17 protein-coding genes are annotated in these 20,514 nt (G+C 67.6%); 9 read left to right on the top strand and 8 right to left on the bottom strand.

Annotated elements, in window-relative coordinates; all coding sequences use genetic code 11:
• The coding region (locus FCU40_RS17805; RefSeq protein WP_168076723.1) for a TonB-dependent receptor at window positions 1-2,572 on the top strand (2,572 nt) is incomplete at its 5' end.
• A 131-nt stretch (window positions 2,573-2,703) separates the two neighbouring features.
• Here the strand turns inward: FCU40_RS17805 and FCU40_RS17800 are convergent.
• Entirely contained in the window at window positions 2,704-3,423 is a 720-nt protein-coding gene (locus FCU40_RS17800; protein WP_168076722.1) for an alpha/beta hydrolase, read from the bottom strand.
• Between the two features lie 162 nt (window positions 3,424-3,585).
• Here FCU40_RS17800 and FCU40_RS17795 point away from each other — a divergent pair, with 162 nt between their 5' ends.
• Window positions 3,586-4,212 (top strand): hypothetical protein, encoded by a 627-nt coding sequence (locus FCU40_RS17795; protein WP_168076721.1) that lies wholly within the window; start codon window positions 3,586-3,588, stop codon window positions 4,210-4,212.
• A 64-nt stretch (window positions 4,213-4,276) separates the two neighbouring features.
• Here the strand turns inward: FCU40_RS17795 and rpoH are convergent, their stop codons facing one another.
• Complete coding sequence (rpoH, locus tag FCU40_RS17790) at window positions 4,277-5,164, bottom strand: RNA polymerase sigma factor RpoH (protein ID WP_004624851.1); 888 nt, start codon at window positions 5,162-5,164, stop codon at window positions 4,277-4,279.
• Between the two features lie 213 nt (window positions 5,165-5,377).
• Between rpoH and FCU40_RS17785 the strand changes: the two genes are divergently transcribed.
• The 4 genes from FCU40_RS17785 to FCU40_RS17770 all read left to right on the top strand — a co-directional run bounded on the left by FCU40_RS17785 (window position 5,378) and on the right by FCU40_RS17770 (window position 9,328).
• Window positions 5,378-5,740, top strand: a complete 363-nt coding sequence (locus tag FCU40_RS17785) for a phage holin family protein (protein ID WP_168076720.1) — start codon at window positions 5,378-5,380, stop codon at window positions 5,738-5,740.
• Between the two features lie 67 nt (window positions 5,741-5,807).
• On the top strand, window positions 5,808-6,344 hold the full coding sequence (locus FCU40_RS17780; RefSeq protein WP_168076719.1) for a VOC family protein: 537 nt from the start codon (window positions 5,808-5,810) through the stop codon (window positions 6,342-6,344).
• Window positions 6,344-6,994: a carboxymuconolactone decarboxylase family protein gene (locus tag FCU40_RS17775; RefSeq protein ID WP_168076718.1), complete on the top strand. Its 651-nt coding sequence runs from the start codon at window positions 6,344-6,346 to the stop codon at window positions 6,992-6,994. Before FCU40_RS17780 ends, FCU40_RS17775 begins: the two co-directional genes overlap by 1 nt.
• Before the next feature lie 144 nt (window positions 6,995-7,138).
• The gene (locus tag FCU40_RS17770) at window positions 7,139-9,328 is read left to right on the top strand and encodes an EAL domain-containing protein (RefSeq protein WP_168076717.1); all 2,190 of its coding nucleotides are present in this window, start codon (window positions 7,139-7,141) and stop codon (window positions 9,326-9,328) included.
• 56 nt (window positions 9,329-9,384) lie between these two features.
• On the opposite strand, the gene FCU40_RS17765 is transcribed toward FCU40_RS17770, so the two are convergent.
• The 4 genes from FCU40_RS17765 to FCU40_RS17750 all read right to left on the bottom strand — a co-directional run bounded on the left by FCU40_RS17765 (window position 9,385) and on the right by FCU40_RS17750 (window position 13,149).
• Window positions 9,385-10,404: a beta-eliminating lyase-related protein gene (locus FCU40_RS17765; RefSeq protein ID WP_168076716.1), complete on the bottom strand. Its 1,020-nt coding sequence runs from the start codon at window positions 10,402-10,404 to the stop codon at window positions 9,385-9,387.
• 167 nt (window positions 10,405-10,571) lie between these two features.
• A complete protein-coding gene (locus tag FCU40_RS17760; protein WP_168076714.1) occupies window positions 10,572-11,720 on the bottom strand; it encodes an epoxide hydrolase family protein in 1,149 nt (382 codons plus the stop codon).
• A gap of 36 nt (window positions 11,721-11,756) precedes the next feature.
• Window positions 11,757-12,200, bottom strand: coding sequence for a hypothetical protein (locus FCU40_RS17755; RefSeq protein WP_168076712.1), 444 nt, complete (start codon window positions 12,198-12,200; stop codon window positions 11,757-11,759).
• Between the two features lie 10 nt (window positions 12,201-12,210).
• Entirely contained in the window at window positions 12,211-13,149 is a 939-nt protein-coding gene (locus tag FCU40_RS17750; RefSeq protein WP_168076710.1) for an EamA family transporter, read from the bottom strand.
• A gap of 112 nt (window positions 13,150-13,261) precedes the next feature.
• Here FCU40_RS17750 and FCU40_RS17745 point away from each other — a divergent pair, with 112 nt between their 5' ends.
• Window positions 13,262-14,317, top strand: coding sequence for a DUF2855 family protein (locus tag FCU40_RS17745; RefSeq protein ID WP_168076708.1), 1,056 nt, complete (start codon window positions 13,262-13,264; stop codon window positions 14,315-14,317).
• 60 nt (window positions 14,318-14,377) lie between these two features.
• Here FCU40_RS17745 and FCU40_RS17740 read toward each other — a convergent pair whose 3' ends face one another.
• Window positions 14,378-15,259 carry a LysR substrate-binding domain-containing protein gene (locus FCU40_RS17740; protein WP_168076706.1) on the bottom strand — a complete coding sequence of 294 codons (882 nt, stop codon included), beginning with the start codon at window positions 15,257-15,259 and terminating at the stop codon, window positions 14,378-14,380.
• A gap of 94 nt (window positions 15,260-15,353) precedes the next feature.
• Between FCU40_RS17740 and FCU40_RS17735 the strand changes: the two genes are divergently transcribed.
• Window positions 15,354-16,373 carry a bile acid:sodium symporter family protein gene (locus FCU40_RS17735; protein ID WP_168076704.1) on the top strand — a complete coding sequence of 340 codons (1,020 nt, stop codon included), beginning with the start codon at window positions 15,354-15,356 and terminating at the stop codon, window positions 16,371-16,373.
• A 160-nt stretch (window positions 16,374-16,533) separates the two neighbouring features.
• Here FCU40_RS17735 and secA read toward each other — a convergent pair whose 3' ends face one another.
• Window positions 16,534-19,302 (bottom strand): preprotein translocase subunit SecA, encoded by a 2,769-nt coding sequence (gene secA, locus FCU40_RS17730; RefSeq protein ID WP_004621566.1) that lies wholly within the window; start codon window positions 19,300-19,302, stop codon window positions 16,534-16,536.
• 334 nt (window positions 19,303-19,636) lie between these two features.
• Between secA and FCU40_RS17725 the strand changes: the two genes are divergently transcribed.
• Window positions 19,637-20,514 (top strand): peptidyl-prolyl cis-trans isomerase (locus FCU40_RS17725; RefSeq protein WP_168076702.1); only part of this gene is annotated, 878 nt, incomplete at its 3' end.

The following is a 20,514-nucleotide window of genomic DNA, read 5'->3' as shown; positions in this document are numbered from 1 at the left end:
GCTGACGGGCCTGGCCGCCGGCTCCGCGGAAGTTCAGGTGCGCTATGTCGGCTACGGCGCCTCGACCATGCCCGTGCGCCTGTCCGACAGCACGACCGCCGAGGTCGAGGTCACCCTGACGCCGCCCGACGCCGTCGCCGAGGTCGTCATCACCGGCCAGCGCGCCGCCGAGCGTCGCGCGCTGCAGACCAAGAAGGTCGCCGACAACTTCGTCGAGGCGCTCTACGCCAACGACGTGGGCAAGCTGCCCGACCAGAACGTCGCCGAGGCCGTGCGCCGTCTGCCGGGCATCACCGTGGCCAATGACCAGGGCGAAGGCCGCTACGTGATCATCCGCGGCGTGGACCCGCGCTACGCCAACGTCACCGTCAACGGCCAGACCGCCGCCGCGCCGGAACCCGACAACCGCCAGGTCAAGCTGGACGACATCCCGTCCTCGCTGATCGGCCAGGTCACGGTGGTCAAGAGCCTGACGGCCGACCTCGACGCCAACGCGATCGCCGGCCAGGTCGACATCGTCACGCTCAGCGCCTTCGATCGCCACGGGACCTTCGGCAGCGCCCGCGCCGCCTATGGCCAGTTCGACCTGAACGACAAGCACCCCTATGAAGGCGACCTGACCCTGGGCGGCACGTTCGGTCCCGACAAGCAGTTCGGCGCGGTCCTGTCGGCCAACTACTCCAAGCGTCCGATCGAGTCGCAGAACGTGGCCGGCGCCTCCTGGACGACCGCCAACGGCTACGCGATCCCGGCCGACTTCGACGATCGCGACTACAATCTGGTGCGCGAGCGCACGGGTTTCGTGGCCAATTTCGACTGGCGTCCGAACGACGACATGCAGTTTTACCTGCGCACCCAGTACTCGAAGTTCACCGACCACGAGACGCGCGACCGCTTCCGGATGCCGATCGCCGGCACGATCGTCTCGACCTCGGCCACGGCGGGCTCGTTCAGCAAGGCGACCGCCACCCGCTACGTCCGGAGCCGTAACGAGGACGACAACACCAAGACCGTCTCGACGGGCGGCAAGTTCAATGTCGGCGCCGGCAAGCTGAGCGTCGACCTGGCCTATAGCCGCGCCGAGAAGACCGATCCGCTGCGTAGCGAATTCCAGTTCGCCACCGGCAAGACCATGACCGGGACCTACGACCTGTCGGACGTGCTGTTCCTGGTCACGCCGGGGACGGCGGCCTTCGACCCCAGCCAGTTCACCTTCAAGAGCGTCAGCTACGACAAGCGCGAAGCCGTCGAGACGCTGAAGCAGGCGCGCGCCGACTATAGCTTGCCGCTGAACACGATTGGCGAAGGCAGCACGCTGAAGATCGGCGTCAAGGTCACCGACCGTCACAAGACCAACGACCGCAACTATACGACCTACGACCCGGGCTCGACGGCCTTCACCCTGGCCGCCCTCAACCCGTCCAGCCTGGCCTCGACCTACGACGGCCGCTATCCCTTCGGCCCCAAGGTCGACTACGCGGCGGCCCAGGCCTATGTCACGGCCAACCCGACGACCCTGAAGCTGAACGCCGCCAAGTCGCTCAGCACCGATCTGCTCAGCGACTACGACGTTTCCGAAAAGATCTGGGCCGGCTACGCGATGGCGACCCTGAAGCTGGGCCGTCTGACCCTGACGCCCGGCCTGCGCGTCGAGAACACCGACGGCGATTACGGCGCCAAGACGTTCAACAGCACGACCGCCTCTCGCGGTCCGGACGCCAACGGCTCGAACAAGTACACCAACTGGTTCCCGAGCCTGAACGCCAAGGTCGACTTCAGCGAACGTCTGGTTCTGCGGGCCGCGGCCACGACCGCGATCGGCCGCGCCGACTACACCCAGCTGGCCCCGGCGGTCACGGTGGACGCCACGGCCGACACGGTCACGACCGGCAATCCGAACCTGAAGCCGTTGACCGCGTCCAACCTCGACGCCGGCTTCGAATACTATCTGCCGGGCCAGGGCGTGGTGTCGGCCTCGGCGTTCTTCAAGGACATCCAGGATCCGATCTTCACCCAGACCCTGCTGAACCAGTCGGGCACCTATGGCGGCGTCGCCCTGACCGGCGCGGCGGTCAGCACGCCGATGAACGCGAAGAAGGCGACTGTCGCGGGCCTGGAACTGAACGTCCAGTCGCAGCTGACCTTCCTGCCGGGGCCGTTCGACGGCCTGGGCGTCGGCGTCAACGCCACCTTCATCGACTCGTCGATCAAGGGCGTGCCCAACCGCCGGGAGGACCTGCCCCTGGTGCAGCAGTCCAAGTCGGTCGGCACGGCCCAGATCTTCTACGAGAAGCACGGCCTGACCGCTCGCGTCGCCTACTCGTACCGCAGCAAGTTCCTGTACACGATCGGCGCCGACGCCAATTCGGACATCTACTGGGACAAGCACGGCCAGCTGGACGCGCGTATCGCCTACGCCATCGGCGACAAGGCCCGCAGCGTCACCGTCTTCCTGGAAGGCGCCAACCTGAACAACGAGTCCTGGCGCACCTTCGCCGGCCAGAAGAACCATCTGGGCGAGAACGAGCGCTACGGCCGCACCTTCCGCACCGGGGTGCAGCTGAGCTTCTAGGGCGGCGATAGCGCCCCCTCCGGCCCTTCGGGCCACCTCCCCCGTTTCACGGGGGAGGATGATACCCCTCCTCCCTCGCGACGCGGGGGAGGTGTCGCGGGGCGGAGCCCCGTGACGGAGGGGGCGCTCTGCTACCGCTTGCCCGCCGGCCGCTCCAGCCAGTGGCGGAGCGCGCCGTTGACCGCGCCTGGCGCTTCCATCGGCGTCATGTGGCCGGCGTTGGGGATCACCACCAGATGCGTGCAGCCGATCGCCGCCGCCATCTCGCGGCAGCCCTCGGCGGGCGTGATCTGATCGTTCTCGCCGACGATGATCAGCAGCGGAACGCGCAGGGCCTTCAGCGCCGCCTCGCCGTCCTGGCGCTCCAGGCTGTTCTGGCGCAGGAACACCTCGCGGCCCAGGCGCTGGGTCATGTCGACGATGCGGGTGGTCAGCTCGACGTCGTCGAGGCGCGAGACGTCGATATACGACTTCATGATCGCCTGGCCGATCCCCAGGAACGTCCCGCCCCGGGCGGCGGCCTTGTTCAACGCCCGGCGCTGGGCGGCGCGCTCGGGCGTGTCGACCCGGATCGAGGTGTCCAGCAGGGCCAGGCGTTCGATCCGCTCCGGCGCGAGCCGCGCGATCTCCTGGGCGACGTAGCCGCCCATCGAGAATCCGGCCACGGCGAAGGTGGGCTCGGCCTCGGACAGCACGCTTTGCGCCATCTCATGGAGCGTGGCGTAGGGCGAAAGATCCGGGACCCAGACCCGCGCGACATCGGCCAGGCCGCTGATCTGGTCTCGCCACAGCTCGGCGTCGTTCAGCAGACCGGGCAGCAGGATCAGCTGGGGCAGGGAGGAGGCGGTCATCGCCGCGCCTTATAGAGCGCGTCAGGTACAAGTGTGAGCGGTTAAACCGCTCGAACGCGCTCGAAATATTGGACTCTGGAGCCTGGCCGGGTTCGCGCCGTCAATTGCATGGATCGCGAATCTTGCCGACAACAGGGCGCGAGCAAGGTCGGGGGGCAAGCCGTGGAAATCCACAAACCCAAGCCTATCCATTCATGGCGTGAATTCGCGGTCGAGCTGCTGACGATCGTCATGGGCATTCTGATCGCCCTGGGCGCCGAGGCCCTGGTCGAGCATCACCGCACCGAGCGCGCGGTTGGCTTCAGCCGCGCCGACTTCATCGACGAGCTTTCCCGCAACCGCGGCGAGGTGGCGGCGAACCTGGAGCAGGCGCGGGTTCTGCAGGGGCAGTTGAATCAGGTCCTGCTGTCGGGCGCGAAGTTCGTGGCGGGCAAGGGGCCGCCCCTGGGCGGCGTCCAGGTGGCGCGCGATTTCGTCTGGCCCAAGTCGGCGGCCTGGGCGGGCGCTCTGTCGACCAAGGTCATGGGCGATTTCCCCCACGATGAGGGGCGGGCGGTGGCTAAGGCCTATAGCGAGCAAGAGGCGTTCATCGCGTTGCAGCGCTCGGAGCAGACCGTCTGGTTCGGGCTGGCTGAAAGCAGCTATGTCGGCGCCCCCACCCGGCCGGAGGTCGCCAGGGCGCTGCAACATATGACCGAGGCGGCCGCCTATCTTCAGGCGCATATCGAGACCGAGCAGGGGCTGCTCAAGGCCTATGACGGGGCGCTGGAGCGGCTGAAGCGGGAATAGCGCCGCCCACGAAAAAGGGACGCCTTTCGGCGCCCCTCATCGCGTTGGGGTTTGGGCTAATCGCTTACGCATCCACCATGTTCTTGGCGATCGCCGCCTCGCGCATGGTCTTTTGCAGCTTTTCGAACGCGCGGACCTCGATCTGGCGAACCCGTTCGCGGCTGACGCCGTACTGGGCCGCGAGCTCTTCCAGGGTGGTGGGCTCGTCCTTCAGGCGGCGTTCGGTCAGGATGTGGCGCTCGCGGTCGGTCAGTTCGACCATCGCCTCTTCCAGAAGCGACATCCGCAGCGACTTCTCCTCGTCCTCGGCGACGCGGGTCTCTTGCGAGACCTGATCTTCGTCGGCCAGCCAATCTTGCCACTCGCTCTCGCCGTCCGCGCGCAGCGGCGCGTTCAGCGAGGCGTCGGGGCCCGACAGGCGGCGGTTCATCGAGATGACCTCGCTGTCCAGCACGCCCAGCTTGGTGGCGATCTCGCTGACCTGCTCGGGACGCAGGTCGCCTTCCTGGAAGGCGGCGATCTGGCTCTTGGCCTTGCGCAGGTTGAAGAACAGCTTCTTCTGCGCGGCGGTCGTGCCCATCTTCACCAGCGACCACGAGCGCAGGATGTATTCCTGGATCGAGGCCCGGATCCACCACATGGCGTAGGTGGCCAGACGGAAACCCTTCTCGGGCTCGAACTTCTTGACGGCCTGCATCAGGCCGACATTGCCTTCCGAGATCACCTCGCCGATCGGCAGGCCATAGCCGCGATAGCCCATGGCGATCTTGGCCACCAGGCGCAGGTGCGACGTGACCATCTTGTGGGCGGCCTGCGGGTCCTGATGCTCCTTCCAGCGCTGGGCCAGCATGAACTCTTCGTCCTTGCTGAGCATCGGGAACTTGCGGATTTCGGTCAGGTAACGGGAAAGGCCGCCATCGGGCGACATCACCGAAAGGGTGTTCGCGGTCATCTTAGTTCGTATCCCCTTGCGTGCGGATCCGCTCGCCACTACGCGCGATCACCCTCACACAGAGGCATAGATAGGACGCGGCGTGGCGGTTGGAAGGGCGGTAACGCATTTGTAATGTCCGAGTTGCCCGCTCGGATATTGTACGAATGCGGCGTCTCTTTGCCCGGACGGCGGCATGAGGCAGGCTAGAACCAGAAAACGGGGATTCGTCGCATGGTCCGCTTTATCTTCCGCATCCTGATCGCGGCCGCCGGCCTTTGGCTGTCGTCCAGGATCGTGCCTGGCGTCTGGGTCGATGGCTGGACCACCCTGCTGATCGCCGGCTTCCTGCTGGGCGTCGTCAACGCCGTCGTCCGTCCCGTGGTCACGGTTCTGACCTTTCCCCTGACCCTGGTGACGCTGGGCCTGTTCCTGCTGGTGGTGAACGCCGCGATGATCGGTCTCGTCGCCTGGATGCTGGGCGGGCACATGCAGGTCCACGGGCTCCTGGCCGGGATCGAGGCGGCCATCGTCACGGGCGTCGTCAGCTGGGGCGGCCACATTCTGCTGGGCGACGACCGACGGGAACGCGAGTAGCCGTCGTCACCGCGCGCTGTACCTCTTCCATCATTGGGATAAGCTCGGCGGCCGGGAGGAAGCCGAGATGAAAATCAACGGCGTCAATCATCTGGCCCTGGTCTGTCGCGACATGGGCGAGACGGTGAAGTTCTACACCGAGGTGCTGGACATGCCCCTCGTGAAGACCGTGGCGCTGCCCGACGGCGGCCAGCACTTCTTCTTCGACTGCGGGGGCGGCGCGTGCCTGGCCTTCTTCTGGTGGCCGGAGACGCCGCCGGCCGCGCCGGGGATCGCCTCGGTTCGGTCGTTTCCCGCCGACTCCAAGACCGCCGTCGGCTCGATGAACCACATCGCCTTCTCGGTGGACGAGGCGGATCTGGAGGCCTGTCTCCAGCGCCTCCAGGCGGCGGGCGTTCCGGCGTTCCCGATGGTGGTCAATCACGACGACAGCGAGATGGGCGTGGCGCGCCAGATGCATCCCGGCGTCTTCGTTCGGTCCATCTACTTCACCGATCCGAACGGGATCATGATGGAGCTGGCGGCCTTCACGCGCGACTTCGGCCCCGAAGACGTGCTCCACGCGCCGGCGGGCGCCTCGCGGCCGCTGGGCGTGGTCGCCTGATGCCGCGCCTGCGTCAGATACCTCGGGCCGAGGTCACCGACGAGCGCACGCTTCGCCTCTACGACCACCTCTTCGGCGAGCGCGACCCCGTGGCCCATCCGGGCACGGACACCGGCACGCGCGGCGATTGGTGGACCGTTTTCGCCGGCAGTCCGGACGTGCTGCGCCACGCCGCCCAGGGGTTCGCGCTCTATCGCGACCCGGCGCGCAAGATCGATCCGGTGCTGCGCGAGCTGGCCCAGACCCGGGCCGGCTGGGCGCGGGGCAGCCAGTTCGTGTTCTCCCAGCACTGCAAGTCGCTGCGGGGCCTCGGGGTGTCGGAGGACAAGATCGCCGCCGTGCCGCACTGGCAGGTCTGCGACGTGTTCGACGCGCGCGAGCGGGCGGTGCTGGCCTATGCCGACGGCCTGGTCCTGGACGGCGGCCGCGTCGCCGATGGCGTCTTCTCGGCGCTGAAGGCCTTTCTCACCGACGAACAGATCCTGGAACTGACCTACATCACCTGTCTCTACGAGATGCACGCGGTGATGAGCCGGGCCCTGCGCACCGAGTTCGATGACCGCGACGAGCCGGTGGTCGAGGTCGCCGCTCCCGAGACTTTCAAGTCACGGGACTTTCTGGATACGGGTCGGGAGGGGTCTAGAAGTTAAATTGCAATAATATTCAAGGTAAATGCCGCCGAAAACACTGTGACGGCGTCGTGAACTTTTGGCGAAATGGCCGGGCTTGGCCGGGACATTAGCACCTCGTTAGTCCAGAAATGGTCCTTGTTGCGCCCAAGTGGAGGCGTAACCATGTTCACCCTTAGGGACACCGTGTCTTCCTTGACGCCCGCGCGTCAGGATGTTCTTGGCAAGTCGCTGTACGAGCGCTTCCGGGAAGAGCCCGACACCCTGATTGTTCCGGTGCTGGACGACGAGGACCGACCGATCGGCATCGTCGAACGCAACGCCTTCTTCCTGCGCATGGCGGCCGAGTACGGCCGCGCGCTCTACGCCAACCGCCCGATCTCGACGCTGATGGACCGCGAGCCGCTGGTCGTCGACGCCGACACCGAGCTGGCGTCGTTCACCACCGACAGCCTGTCCTACCGGGCCTCGGACCTGCTGCGCGGCTTCATCGTCACCGAGGGTGGCCGCTATCTGGGCGTGGGCACCGTGCTGGGGCTGCTGCAGGCCGCCAACGAGACCAACCGCCGGGGCGTGGCCGCGCTCGCCGCCGCCAAGGCCGATGTGGAGCGCGCCCAGACCTTCATGACGGCGATCGTCGAGGCGATGCCCTCGATGGTCTTCGTCAAGCGCGCCGACGACCATAGCTATGTCCTGCTGAACCGGGCCGGCGAGAAGACGCTGGGCATGTCGCGCGACCAGGTGATCGGCAAGACCGACGCCGACATCCACGACCCCGAACTGGCCGCGCTCTATGTCGAGCGCGACCGCGAGGTGCTGCTGTCGGGCGAGGTCCGGGTCATCGAGGAAGATCACGTGCCGCGCGCGGACGGCGGCATGGCGATCCTCCGCACCAAGAAGATCGCCATCCGCGACGCCGACGGCGAGCCCGCCTACCTGCTGGGCGTCTCCGAGGACATCGCCGAGCGCAAGCGGGCCGAGGCGCAGATCGCCCGCCTGGCCCATTATGATCCGCTGACCGAACTGCCCAACCGCGTGCTGTTCCAGAAGTCGCTGGCCGAGGCCCTGGCCCGTCGCGCCCGCAATGGCGACAATCTGGCCGTTCACTTCATCGACCTCGACCGCTTCAAGACCGTCAACGATACGCTGGGGCATCCGCTGGGCGACGCCCTGCTGCGCGTGGCCGCCGAGCGCCTGCGCAACTGCGTGCGCGAGGGGGACACCGTGGCCCGTCTCGGCGGCGACGAGTTCGCCGTCGTCCAGACCGGCCTGAAGGACATGACCGGCGCCACGCGCCTGGCCGAGCGCGTCGTCGAGGCCATGTCGGCCCCGTTCGACCTTCAGGGCCATCAGGTGGTCATCGGCGCCAGCGTCGGCGTCTCGGTCGCGCCCTCCGACGGCGAGGACGCCGACGAGCTGCTGAAGAAGGCCGACATGGCCCTCTATCGCGCCAAGGCCGAGGGACGCGGCGCCTTCCACTTCTTCGAACACGCCATGGACGAGCAGCTGCAGGCGCGCCGGGCGCTGGAGCTGGACCTGCGGCGAGCCCTGCAGGCCGGCGAGTTCGAGCTGTTCTACCAGCCGCTGTACAATCTGGGCGACGAGCGGGTGACGGGCTGCGAGGCCCTGCTGCGCTGGCGCCACCCGGAGCGGGGCATGGTCTCGCCGGCCGACTTCATTCCCCTGGCCGAGGAGATCGGCCTGATCGTCCCGTTGGGCGAATGGGTGCTGCGCAAGGCCTGCGCCGAGGCCGCGCAATGGCCGGATCACGTGCGCCTGGCGGTGAACCTGTCGCCGGCCCAGTTCCGCGATCGGGGCCTGGTGCGCACGGTCGTCTCGGCCCTGGCGGGCTCGGGCCTGCCCGCCCAGCGCCTGGAGCTGGAGATCACCGAGTCGGTGCTGCTGCAGGACAGTCAATCCAACATGACCATGCTGCACGACCTGAAGGCCCTGGGCGTGCGGATCTCGATGGACGATTTCGGCACCGGCTACAGCTCGCTCAGCTATCTGCGCAGCTTCCCGTTCGACAAGATCAAGATCGACCAGACCTTCGTCCGCGACATCCTGGAAGACAGCGACGCCATGGCCATCATCAAGGCCGTGCTGGACTTGGGCTCCTCGATGGGCATCGTCACCACGGCCGAGGGCGTGGAGACGCTGGAGCAACTGAACGCGCTGCGCGGCCAGGGCTGCGCCGAGATCCAGGGCTACTTCATCAGCCGCCCGGCTCCCGCGGCGGAGATCGCCAAGATGCTGGGGGTGGAGCCCGTGAGGGAAACCTTCTCCCAGCGGGAGAAGGCGGGACCCGCGCCGCGGGCGTGGGGGGATGAGGGGCTACTGCGGTCGCGGGCCTGAGCCCTCACACTCTCACCGCTTCGCGGCGGGCCCCGCCCTCACCCGAAGGGAGAGGGTTAGAGAACCCGCTTCAACGCCGCGCCCAGGTCTTCGACCATTTCAGGCGTCGTGGCCCACGAGCACATGAAGCGCACGGTCCCGTCCAGGAAGCGGTAGACGAACCACCCCTCGCCGCGCAGGCGTTCCAGCGCCGGCTCGTCCATCTCGACGAAGATCCCGTTGGCCTCGACCGCGTGGCGGATCGGGAAGGGCATCAGGCCGGCCAGCTTTTGGGCCATGGCGTTGGCGTGGGCCGCGCGGGCCGCCCACGGACCGGTCGAACCGTCCTCGCCCAGCAGGCCCAGCCACGGCGCCGCCAGAAAGCGGCCCTTGCTGACCAACTGTCCGGCGTGCTTCAGCCGCGCGTCCAGGCGGCGGGCGTGGGCTGGATTGAGGAACACGACGGCCTCGGTCGGGGTCGAGCCGGCTTTCGTGCCGCCGATCACCAGGATGTCGACGCCCATCCTGGCCACGCTCTTCAGGTCGAAGCCGGCCGCCACGGCGTTGGCCAGACGCGCGCCGTCCAGGTGGACGCCATGGCCCTTGGCCTTCACGGGCGCGATCAGGGCCCGCAGGTGTTGCTCGGAGTAGACCGTCCCGTATTCGGTGGCGGTGGTCAGCGACAGGGCGTTGGCGGGCTGGTTGTACGAGACCTCGGGCCGCGCCAGGGCCGCTTCCAGCGCCGCGACCTCGATCTTGCCCGACGCGCCCGGCAGGCCGATCAGGCCGACGCCCTGGCCGAAGAAGCCGGGCGCCCCGGTCTCGTCGGTGCGGATGTGAGCGTGCTCGTGGGCCAGAACCGCCTCGTGCGGCTGGGCCAGCAGCGTGAGGGCGAAGGCGTTGGCCGCCGTGCCCGAGGCGGTGAACCGCACCTCGGCGTCGGCGTCCAGCAGGGCCCGGATGCGGTCGGCGGCCGCGCGGCTGACATGGTCCGTGCCATAGCCGGAGGCGGTTCCGGCATTGGCGGCGACCAGGGCGTCCATGACCTCGGGCATGGCGCCGGCGACGTTGTCGGAGGCGAAGTCGAAACGGGCCATCGGGCGCGAACTCCTGGATGCGGACGGAGCCCCGATGCCACGCTGAGAGAAGTCCGTCCAGAAACTCCCTTCCCCCTTGATGGGGGAAGGGCGGGGATGGGGGTGAGTGCGGCCTTAACGTCCTCTCGGCGTCAATCGCGGCATCACCCCACCCCTACCCCTCCCCATCAAGGGGAGGGGAGCTCGCGCGCCCAAGCCCGGACGTCCTCGACGAACAGGCCGGGCTCCTCCATGGCCGCGAAGTGGCCGCCGCGCGGCATCTCGCTCCAGCGGGTGATGTTGTAGGCGCGGTCGGCCCAGGAGCGGGGCGGGGGCTTGTAGATGCTCTCGCCGGGGAAGTTGGCGAAGGCGGTCGGCGTCTCGCAGCGCTGGCCCTCGGCCAGGACCGCCCCGCCTTCCTCCAGCATGGCGCGGTAGTACCAGGCCCCGGTCGTGAAGCTGCCGGTCATCACGTAGATCATCAGGTTGGTCAGCAGCTGGTCGCGGCTGAACACCTGCTCGAACGACTTCTCCGACAGGTCCGCCCAGTCGTGGAAGCGCTCGAGGATCCAGGCGGCCTGACCGACCGGGTTGTTGGCGCCCAGCCAGGCGACCGACTGCGGCTTGCTGGCCTGCAGGCGAAAATAGGCGCCCCAGAGGTCCATCTGAGCGCCGAAGCCGGTGATCCAGGCGATCTCTTCGGGCGTGGTCGGCGGTCCGGCGGGGCGCAGGCCGATCATGTTCAGGTGGATGGCCTTGGCGTGCGCGCCATGATCCAGGCCCAGCCATGAGGTGACGAGGCCGCCCCAGTCGCCGCCCTGGGCCAGATAGGTCTCGTAGCCCAGCTCGCGGGTCATCAGCGTGTTGAAGAGGCGCGCCGTGGCCCGCTGGCCCAGCGGCCGCTTGGGCTTGCCCGAGAAGCCGAAGCCCGGCAGGGACGGAATGACGAGGTCGAAGGCGTCGGCCGGGTCGCCGCCGTGGCGCGAGGGGAAGGCCAGGGGCTCGATGGCGTCCCAGAACTCGAAATGGCTGCCCGGCCAGCCGTGGGTGACCAGCAGCGGACGCTTGCCCTTCGCCTCGCCGACCACGTGGACGAAGTGGATGTCCAGGTCCTCGATCGTGGCGGTGAACTGCGGGAAGCGGTTGAGGTTGGCCTGGGCGGCGCCGACGTCGAAGCCGTCGATCCAGTAGGCGCAAAGGTCCCTCAGGAAATCGGCGTCGCAGCCATAGGCCCAGCCGCCGCCTTCCGGGGCCGGTGGGAACTCATAGGCGCGGACCTGGCTCAGGACCTTGTCGATCTGGTCGCGGGACCAGTTCACCTCGAACGGCGTCGCCATGGCGGCCTCCCTGTTTTGAAGGGAGGGTCGGGTGGTTTACGCGGGGGAGGTCAAGGCCTCGCGCATCGCGGTGATGAAAGGCTGGTCGCGTTCGGCGTCAAACCGGCGGGCGAGGAAGCGCGGATAGGCGAGGCCCCGGGGGAGGCGACGTTTAAACCGAGGTTCATGGACGTAGCGCGGCGTGATGTGGGTGTGCAGCGCGGGTTCCAGATTGCCCAAGGTTTCGTAGTTGATCCGATAGGCGCCAGTCACCGCAAGGAGGGCGTCGCCGATCGTCGCGACATCCGAAGCGTAGCGGGCGCGGTCGGCTGCGCTCAGGGCGTTGAGGCTCTCCACGACCGGATCGGCCAGCAGCAGGCAGTAGCCCGGCAACGGTTGCACGTCGCCGATCACTAACCAGCCGGATGGCATCCGCGTGATGACGTAGGGGTTTTCGCCCCGGCGGGCCAACGTGACGCGATGCTGGATCAAGTTGGCCATCTAACCCCCCTTAGGCCGTCGCGAACCGCATCCGCAGCTTCGGCCAAAGCATGTTCACCGCCAGCCCGGCCAGCACCAGGGCGGCGGCCGTCAGCTTCCAGGCGGGCAGGCCTTCGTGCAGCAGCAGGGCCGAGGCGCCCATGCCGAAGACCGGGACCAGAAGCGCCATCGGGGTGACGGTCGCGGCGGGGTGGCGGGCCAGAAGCCAGCCCCAGGCGGCGTAGCCGAACATGGTGTTGCCCACCGCCTGCCAGGCGACGGCCAGCCAGGTCCAGGCGTCGGCGCCGGTGACGCCCTTGACCATGGCCGGCCAGCCTTCCAGCCACAGCGACATCAGGAAGAGCGGCGGGATCGAGAACAGGCTGGCCCAGACCACATAGGCCAGCATGTTCACCGCGCCGGCCTGGCGCGCGACGATGTTGCCGCCCGACCAGCTGGCGGCCGCCAGCAGCACCAGGACGACGCCCAGCGGCGTGGCCGCGCCGCCGCCGTGCGCGGCGATCAGCACGATGCCCGAGGCGGCCAGCAGCAGGGCGGCGATCTGGAAGCCCCGGATCGGCTCGCGATTGATCCCCATGGCCATGCCGATCGTGAAGAACACCTGGGTCTGCACCACCAGCGACGCCAGGCCCGGCGAGATCGAGCCCTTCATGGCCACGAACAGCAGGCCGAACTGCCCCGCCCCGATCAGCACGCCATAGGCCGCCAGATTGGCCCAAGACACCGCCGGGCGCTTGACGAAGAAGGCCATCGGCAACAGCACCAGGGTAAAGCGCAGGGTGGCGAACAGCAGCGGCGGCAGGTGGTTCAGGCCCACCCGGATCACCACGAAATTCGTGCCCCACACCGCCACCACGGCCAGGGCCAGCAGGAAATGGCGAAGGGGCAGGGACGCTTGGGACATGAGCGCTCCGGGGGCGGCGTTGTCCTTCGATTGCGCCCTCGCCATCGACGGAGCAATGGAAACATTGTCCCGGTGACAATGGCGCCGTCCCGACAAGCGCGTTTGACGCCCTCCCGCCCGCCGCCTAGCTTTGCCGCGCACAGAGGGAGAGAACGTCATGGGCTGGGACCTGCTGGTCGCCAAGAGCGATCTGCGCCGCGCCGAGATCCGCGAGACCGAGCCGGCGCCGCTGGCCGAGGGCGATGTTCGCCTGGCCATCGAAAGCTTCGCCCTGACGGCCAACAACATCACCTACGCCGTGTTCGGCGAGGCGATGAAGTACTGGGATTTCTTCCCGGCGCCGGAGGGCTTCGGCCGCGTGCCGGTCTGGGGCCACGCGCGGGTCGAGGAAAGCGCCCATCCCGAGATCGCGGTGGGCCAGCGCTTCTATGGCTATTGGCCGATGTCGACGCACCTGACCGTCCAGGCCAAGGTCGGCAAGACCGGCTTCACCGACGTCTCGCCGCATCGTCAGCCGCTGGCGCTGGTCTACAACCAGTATCAGGCCGTCGGCGACGAAGAGCCTTTGGAGGCCTATCGCGCCCTGCTGCAGCCGCTGTTCATGACCTCGTTCCTGATCGAGGACCAACTGGACGAGGCGGGGTTCCACGGCGCGGCCCAGGTGATCCTGTCCAGCGCCTCGTCCAAGACCGCCATCGCCCTGGCGGCGCTGTTGAAGCGGCGCTGGGCGGTCAAGGTGGTCGGCCTGACCTCGCCCCGAAACAAGGCCTTCGTCGAGGGCCTGGGCTTCTACGATCAGGTCGTCCTCTATGACGACATCGCCAGCGCGCCGATCGTCGGTTCGGCGGCGTTCGTCGATTTCGCCGGCGACTCGGCGGTGCTGGCGGCGGTGCATAACCGCTTCGCCGACGACCTGAAGGCCTCGATCCTGGTCGGCGGCACGCACTGGGAGGTTCCGCGCGTCCAGGCCGCGCTGCCGGGGCCCCGGCCGGCCTTCTTCTTCGCCCCCGACCGCATCGCCAAGCGTCGTCAGGACTGGCCGGGCGGCGCGTTCGAGCAGCGCTATGGCGCGGCCTGGGCGCCGTTCGTGGCCGACGCGCCGCGCTGGCTGACGGTGACCGGCGGGCAAGGCGCGGAGGCGATCCGCGCGGCCTATTTGGAACAGCTCGAGGGGCGGACGGCGCCGGATGTCGGCCTGGTGCTGAGGCCCTAAGGCTGTTGGCCGGGCTGGTCGCGCCGCGCGGTCGGTCACTAGCGGCGAGGCGGATCTCGCTTAGAGGTTCGCTCTCACCGGGACGGGGTCTCGCGAGGCCCATTGCAGAACCGATTGGATCAGGGCCGCGGCGACCGGGTTCTGGCCGCCTGGTCCCATCACGACGAACTCAATGTCCGGCAAAGGCGGAAGAACGTCCGGCGCTGAAATCGGGGCCAGGCCCGGCGGTATCAGGCGCAGGGAGTGGGGCAGCGCGCCAAGACCCGCCCGGGCCGCGGCGCTCAGGCCCGCTAGGCTGGTGCTGGTGAAGGCGATGCGCCAGGTTTTCCGCGCGCGCTCCAGGGTCGCGAGCGCCTTGGCCCGGGTGACGCTTGGCGGCGGATAGAGCAGGAGGGGGACCGGCTCCGCCGGATCGAGGCGCAGGTCGGGCCGGCCGACCCAGGCGATCGGTTCGCGCCAGGCCAGGGTCCCGCGAGGGTCTCCCGACCGCCGCTTGACGAACACCACGTCAAGCGCGCCCGCGTCGAACCGTTCGTAGAGGGTCTCGCTAAGACCGGCGACCAGTTCCAGGTCGACCTCCGGGTGGCGTCGCGCGAAGGCGGCCAGGATGTCGGGCAGGGCCGACAGAACGAAGTCTTCGCAGGCTCCCAGTCGCAGCCGTCCGCGCAGCGGGGTCGCGGTGAGGAACCGAGCCATCCGGTCATTGGCGTCCAGGACGCGTCGGGCGTGTTCCAGCGCGACCTCTCCTTCGGGCGTCAAGGCCACGCCATGCGTGTCGCGATCCAGCCACCGTCGGCCGGTCAGGGTCTCGAGGCGTTGGATATGCTGGCTGACGGTCGACTGCTGCCGTCCCAGCGCCCGTCCGGCGGCCGTGAACGAGCCGGTCTCGGCGATCGCCACGAAGCTGCGCAGCAGCTCTGGAGACAAGAGACGCTCTGTCATCACGTTTCATGATATCCGATATCGTTATTATGGCAATTCAAAATGTCCGCGCGACCCTTTAGCTGAGACCGGTCGTTTCACGAGGAGGGTCGTCATGCCCGCGCGTCGCCTGCGTCTTCCGCTCGATCCCTACCTGCTTTGCCTGATCGCGACGGTCGCCCTGGCCTTCGTGCTGCCGGCCCGGGGGCGGGCGACCCTGGTGCTGGACAAGACGGTCTATGGGGCCGTCGCGGCCCTGTTTTTTCTGTACGGCGCCAAGCTGTCGCCGAGCGCGATCTGGGAAGGCCTGATCCACTGGCGCCTGCAGGCCCTGGTGTCGGCCAGCACCTTCGTCCTCTTTCCGGCGCTCGGCGTGGCGGTCGGCGTCCTGGCCAAGTCGCGGCTGCCCGATGACGTCGTGACCGGCCTGGTCTTTCTGACGCTGTTGCCGTCCACGGTGCAGTCGTCGATCGCCTTCACCTCGATCGCGCGCGGCAACGTGCCGGCGGCCTTGTGCAGCGCCTCGCTGTCGAACATGGCCGGCGTCTTCATCACCCCGATCCTGGCGGCGCTGATCACGCCGGCCGGGAAGGGCCTGAGCCTGTCGTCGCTGAGCGACATCTGTCTGCAGATCGTGTTGCCCTTCATCGCCGGCCAGGTTTGCCGGCCCTTTATCGGCGCCTGGCTCTCGCGCCACCTGCGGATCACCGCCGCCGTGGATCGTGGGTCGATCTTGCTGATCGTCTATTCGGCCTTCGGCGCGGGGGTCGCCAGCGGGCTCTTGAAAAGCGTCTCGGGCGTGACCCTGCTGGCGATCCTCGGCGTCGATCTGGCGATGCTGGCGATCGTCATAGTGTCGACCACCTGGATCAGCCGCCAGCTCGGCATGTCGACGGCCGACGAGATCGCCATCGTGTTCTGTGGTTCGAAGAAGAGCATGGCCAGCGGCATTCCGATGGCCAATATCCTGTTCGCCGGTCACGCCGTGGGCCTGATCGTGCTGCCGTTGATGATCTTCCATCAGGCGCAGCTCTTCGTTTGCGCCACCCTGGCCCGACGATACGCCGCCCGGCCGAAGGAGGACGGCGCGCCGGCCGCCGAGCGCGGCTTGAACCCCGTCGGCGCGTTCCGGTGAAGAAGCGCTCGGCGGACAGCTGACGCCCTGGCTTCGGACAAGAAAAAGCGCCGGACATCGTCGTCCGGCGCTTTCACTTTTCGGAGCCGCTTTCGGAGCCGCTTCATCCGATCCGGTTGAGCCTACCGGATCGGCGAGAGCCCCCGGGGCTCGACCCGGCTTACTTCACCAGCGAGCCGTGGCACTGCTTGAACTTCTTGCCCGAGCCGCAGGGGCAGGGGCCGTTGCGGCTGGTGTTTTCCCAGCCTTCCGGCAGGGCCGAGACCGGCAGGGCCTCGCGTTGTTCCGGCGACAGGCCGTCCGGAATCGCGCCGGCGACGGCGGCGTTCTCGCCGGTCAGCGGATCCAGGTGGACCTCCTGCAGGCCCGACAGCGCCTCGGGCATATCGGGCTCTGCATAGGCGATCTCGACCGTCATCAGCCAGCGGGTGGTGTTGGTGCGCAGGTCGCCGAGCAGCTTCTCGAACAGCGAGAAGGCCTCGGTCTTGTACTCGTTCAGCGGATCGCGCTGGCCATAGCCGCGCAGGCCGATGACGTTGCGCAGGTGGTCCAGGTGCATCAGGTGCTCGCGCCACTGCAGATCGATCATCTGCAGCAGGAAGTTCTTCTCGACCTGGCGCATCTGCTCGGGCGTGATGATCACCTCGCGCTGGGCGGCGTAGTCGTCGGCCGCCTTGGTGATGCGCGTCTTGATCTCCTCGTCGGCGATGCCTTCCTCGGCGGCCCATTCGGCGATCGGCAGGTCCATGCCCAGGATCGACTTCACGCGCTCGGTCAGGCCCTCGATGTCCCACTGCTCGGCATAGGCCTTGGGCGGCAGGTGGCGGGTGACCAGATCGTCGATCGTGTCGTGACGCATCTCGACGATGATCTCGGAGAGATCGTCGCTCTCCATGAACTCCTGGCGCTGCTCGAACACGGCCTTGCGCTGGTCGTTGACGACGTCGTCGTACTTCAGGAGGTTCTTGCGGATCTCGTAGTTGCGCTGCTCGACGCGCTTTTGCGCCGTGGCGATGGCGTTGTTCAGCCACTTGTGGGTGATCGCCTCGCCTTCCTGGACGCCGAAGGTGCGCATGATCGCGTCCAGGCGCTCGCCGGCGAAGATGCGCAGAAGATCGTCCTCGCACGACAGGAAGAACTTCGAACGGCCCGGGTCGCCCTGACGTCCGGTGCGGCCGCGCAGCTGGTTGTCGATGCGGCGGCTTTCGTGACGCTCGGTGCCCAGCACGAACAGGCCGCCGGCGGCCAGGGCCTGAGCCTTCTTGTCGGCGATCTCGGCCTCGATGGCGGCCTTCTGGGCCAGTTCGTCCTGGTGGTCGACCTCCAGGCCCATGCCCTTCTGCTGCTGCTTCCAGGCGGCCAGGCGCATGTCGACATTGCCGCCCAGCTGGATGTCGGTGCCGCGGCCGGCCATGTTGGTGGCGATGGTCACCGCGCCGGGAACGCCCGCGTCGGCGACGATGCCGGCTTCCTGCTCGTGGAAGCGGGCGTTCAGCACCTGGTGCGGGATGCCCTTCTGCTTCTTGCCGTCGTTCTCGAACGTGTAGCTGGACAGCAGCTTCGACAGCTCTTCCGACTTTTCGATCGACACGGTGCCGACCAGGATCGGCTGCCCGCGCACGTGGCAGTCGGCGATCTGCTTGAGGATGGCCTGGTTCTTCTCGCGCTCGGTGCGATAGACCTCGTCGTCGTCGTCGATGCGCTGGATCGGACGGTTGGTCGGGATCTCCGACACGCCCATCTTGTAGATGTCGTCGAATTCCTGCGCCTCGGTCGAGGCCGTGCCGGTCATGCCCGACAGCTTGGTGTAGAGGCGGAAGTAGTTCTGGATGGTCACCGAGGCCAGGGTCTGGTTCTCGGGCTGGATGTCGGCGCCTTCCTTGGCCTCGATGGCCTGGTGCAGGCCTTCCGACAGGCGGCGTCCGGTCATCATGCGGCCGGTGAACTCGTCGATCAGGATCACCTCGCCGGCCTTGACGATGTAGTCCTTGTCGCGCGTGTAGAGGATGTTGGCGCGCAGGGCCTGGTTGACGTGGTGCACCACCGAGACGTTGGCCGCGTCGTAGAGGCCCGCCGAGTCCTCGGCCAGGTGGCCGCCCGACATCAGGATCTCTTCGATCTTTTCCTGGCCGTCCTCGGTCAGGATGACCTGGCGCTGCTTCTCGTCGTGGTCGTAGGTCCCCTTGTCCTTGATCAGCTCTTTCACCAGCAGATCGATGGTCTTGTAGAACTCGCTGCGGTCCTCGGTGGGGCCCGAGATGATCAGCGGCGTGCGCGCCTCGTCGATCAGGATGGAGTCCACTTCGTCGACGATCGCGAAGTTGTGGCCGCGCTGGACCATCTCCGACACGTCGTAGACCAGGTTGTCGCGCAGGTAGTCGAAGCCGAACTCGTTGTTGGTGCCGTAGGTGATGTCGCTGCGGTACGCGCGCTGACGCTCGCCCTGGGAGAGGCCGTTGACGATGACGCCGTAGGAGAGGCCCAGGAAGTTGTAGACCTGACCCATCCAGTCGGCGTCGCGGCGGGCCAGGTAGTCGTTGACGGTGATGACATGGACGCCCTTGCCTTCCAGGGCGTTCAGATAGGTCGGCAGGGTGGCGACCAGCGTCTTGCCTTCACCGGTGCGCATTTCCGAGATGCCCGAGAAGTGCAGCACCATGCCGCCGACCATCTGGACGTCGAAGTGGCGCATCCCGAGCACGCGCTTGGACGCCTCGCGGACCACGGCGAAGGCTTCGTTCAGCAGGCCGTCCAGCGTCTCGCCCTTTTCCAGGCGGGCCTTGAACTCGGCGGTCTTGGCCTTCAGCGCCTCGTCGGAGAGCGCCGCGTATTCCGGCTCGAGGGCGTTGATCTTCGCCACGCGCGCTTGGAAGGTCTTGACCTTGCGTTCGTTGGAAGAGCCGAAGAGCTTTTTGGCGAGACCAAGCATGAAGAGGGAATCCGGAGGGACGGTTTGGACGAGGAGGCCGGCGCTAAGGCTTCGAGGGCCTCGACTACGGAAGTGAGGGCGCGCTGGAGCGGCGGACAAATCCGCTATTCCAACGCGGCCGGAGACTTAAGCACCGGCCATCTTGGTGTCAACGCGAAGCCCCCGTCATCAGTAGGGTTTCGGAGGGGCCGCGGAGGACGTCGGACTTGGTTTTCACGGGGTTTTTCTTTGGGACTGGGGCGGGAAAGCCCCCGGCCGAACGCTTTGCGCGCCGAAGCCGTTTCCACTCGACGAAAAAGCACGCTAGAGCGCTTTGTAAGCAAAGCCGGAGATCTTGGCCTTGAAGTCCTCTGTCCGTCTCGTGAGTTTGATCAGCGCCATGACCTGCGCGCTGCTGCTGGCGGCGTGCGGCCAGAACAAGGTCGCCGAGAAGCCGCCGGAGCCGGGCGACACCGCCGTGGCCCGCGTCAACGGCCAGGTGATCTGGGCGTCCGACGTCAAGCGCGAGGCCGTGGCCCAGGGCCTGATCAGCGAAGGCGAGCCGCTGGACATTTCCAGCGAGGTGTTCCGCCAGCGTCTCGACGAGGTGATCGACCAGAAGCTGCTGGCCGCGGAGGCGACCAAGCGCAAGCTGGACAAGGATCCGATCGCCCAGCGCCGCCTGGCCGCCGCCCGCGAGCGCATCCTGGGCGACATGCTGGTCGAGGGCGTGGTCGAGAAGGCCGTCACCGAGGACGCCATCCGCAAGCTCTACGCCGAGCAGCAGAAGCTGTCGAAGCGCTCGGAAGAGATCCGCGCCCGCCAGATCATCGTCGGCAGCCAGGCCGAGGCCGAGAGCGTCAAGAAGCTGCTGGCCTCCGGCGCCTCGTTCGACGCCCTGGCCATGGAGCGCTCGACCGACCAGGCCACCCGATTCAACGGCGGCGACCTCGGCTACTTCACCCTGGACGTGATGCCCGAGCCCTATGGCGCGGCGCTGAAGGACGCCCAGAAGGGCCAGCTGGTCGGGCCGTTCGCGGCCGAGGGCGGCTGGGTCATCGTCAAGGTCGAGGACAAGCGCACCGAGGACCCGATCACCCTGGAGGCCGCCCGGCCGCAGATCGTGCGCTTCCTGACCTATGATCAGGTCCGCGACATCCTCGAAAAGCTGCGCGGCGGCGCCAAGGTCGACATCCTGATCGGCAAGCCGCAGGACGTGCCCGGCGCTCCGGC

The organism is Caulobacter sp. SSI4214 (assembly GCF_012184455.1).
Taxonomy (GTDB): Bacteria; Pseudomonadota; Alphaproteobacteria; order Caulobacterales; family Caulobacteraceae; genus Caulobacter; species Caulobacter vibrioides_E.
The sequence above is the reverse complement of the archived record's forward strand: the minus strand, read 5'-3'. Positions and strand labels throughout refer to the sequence as shown.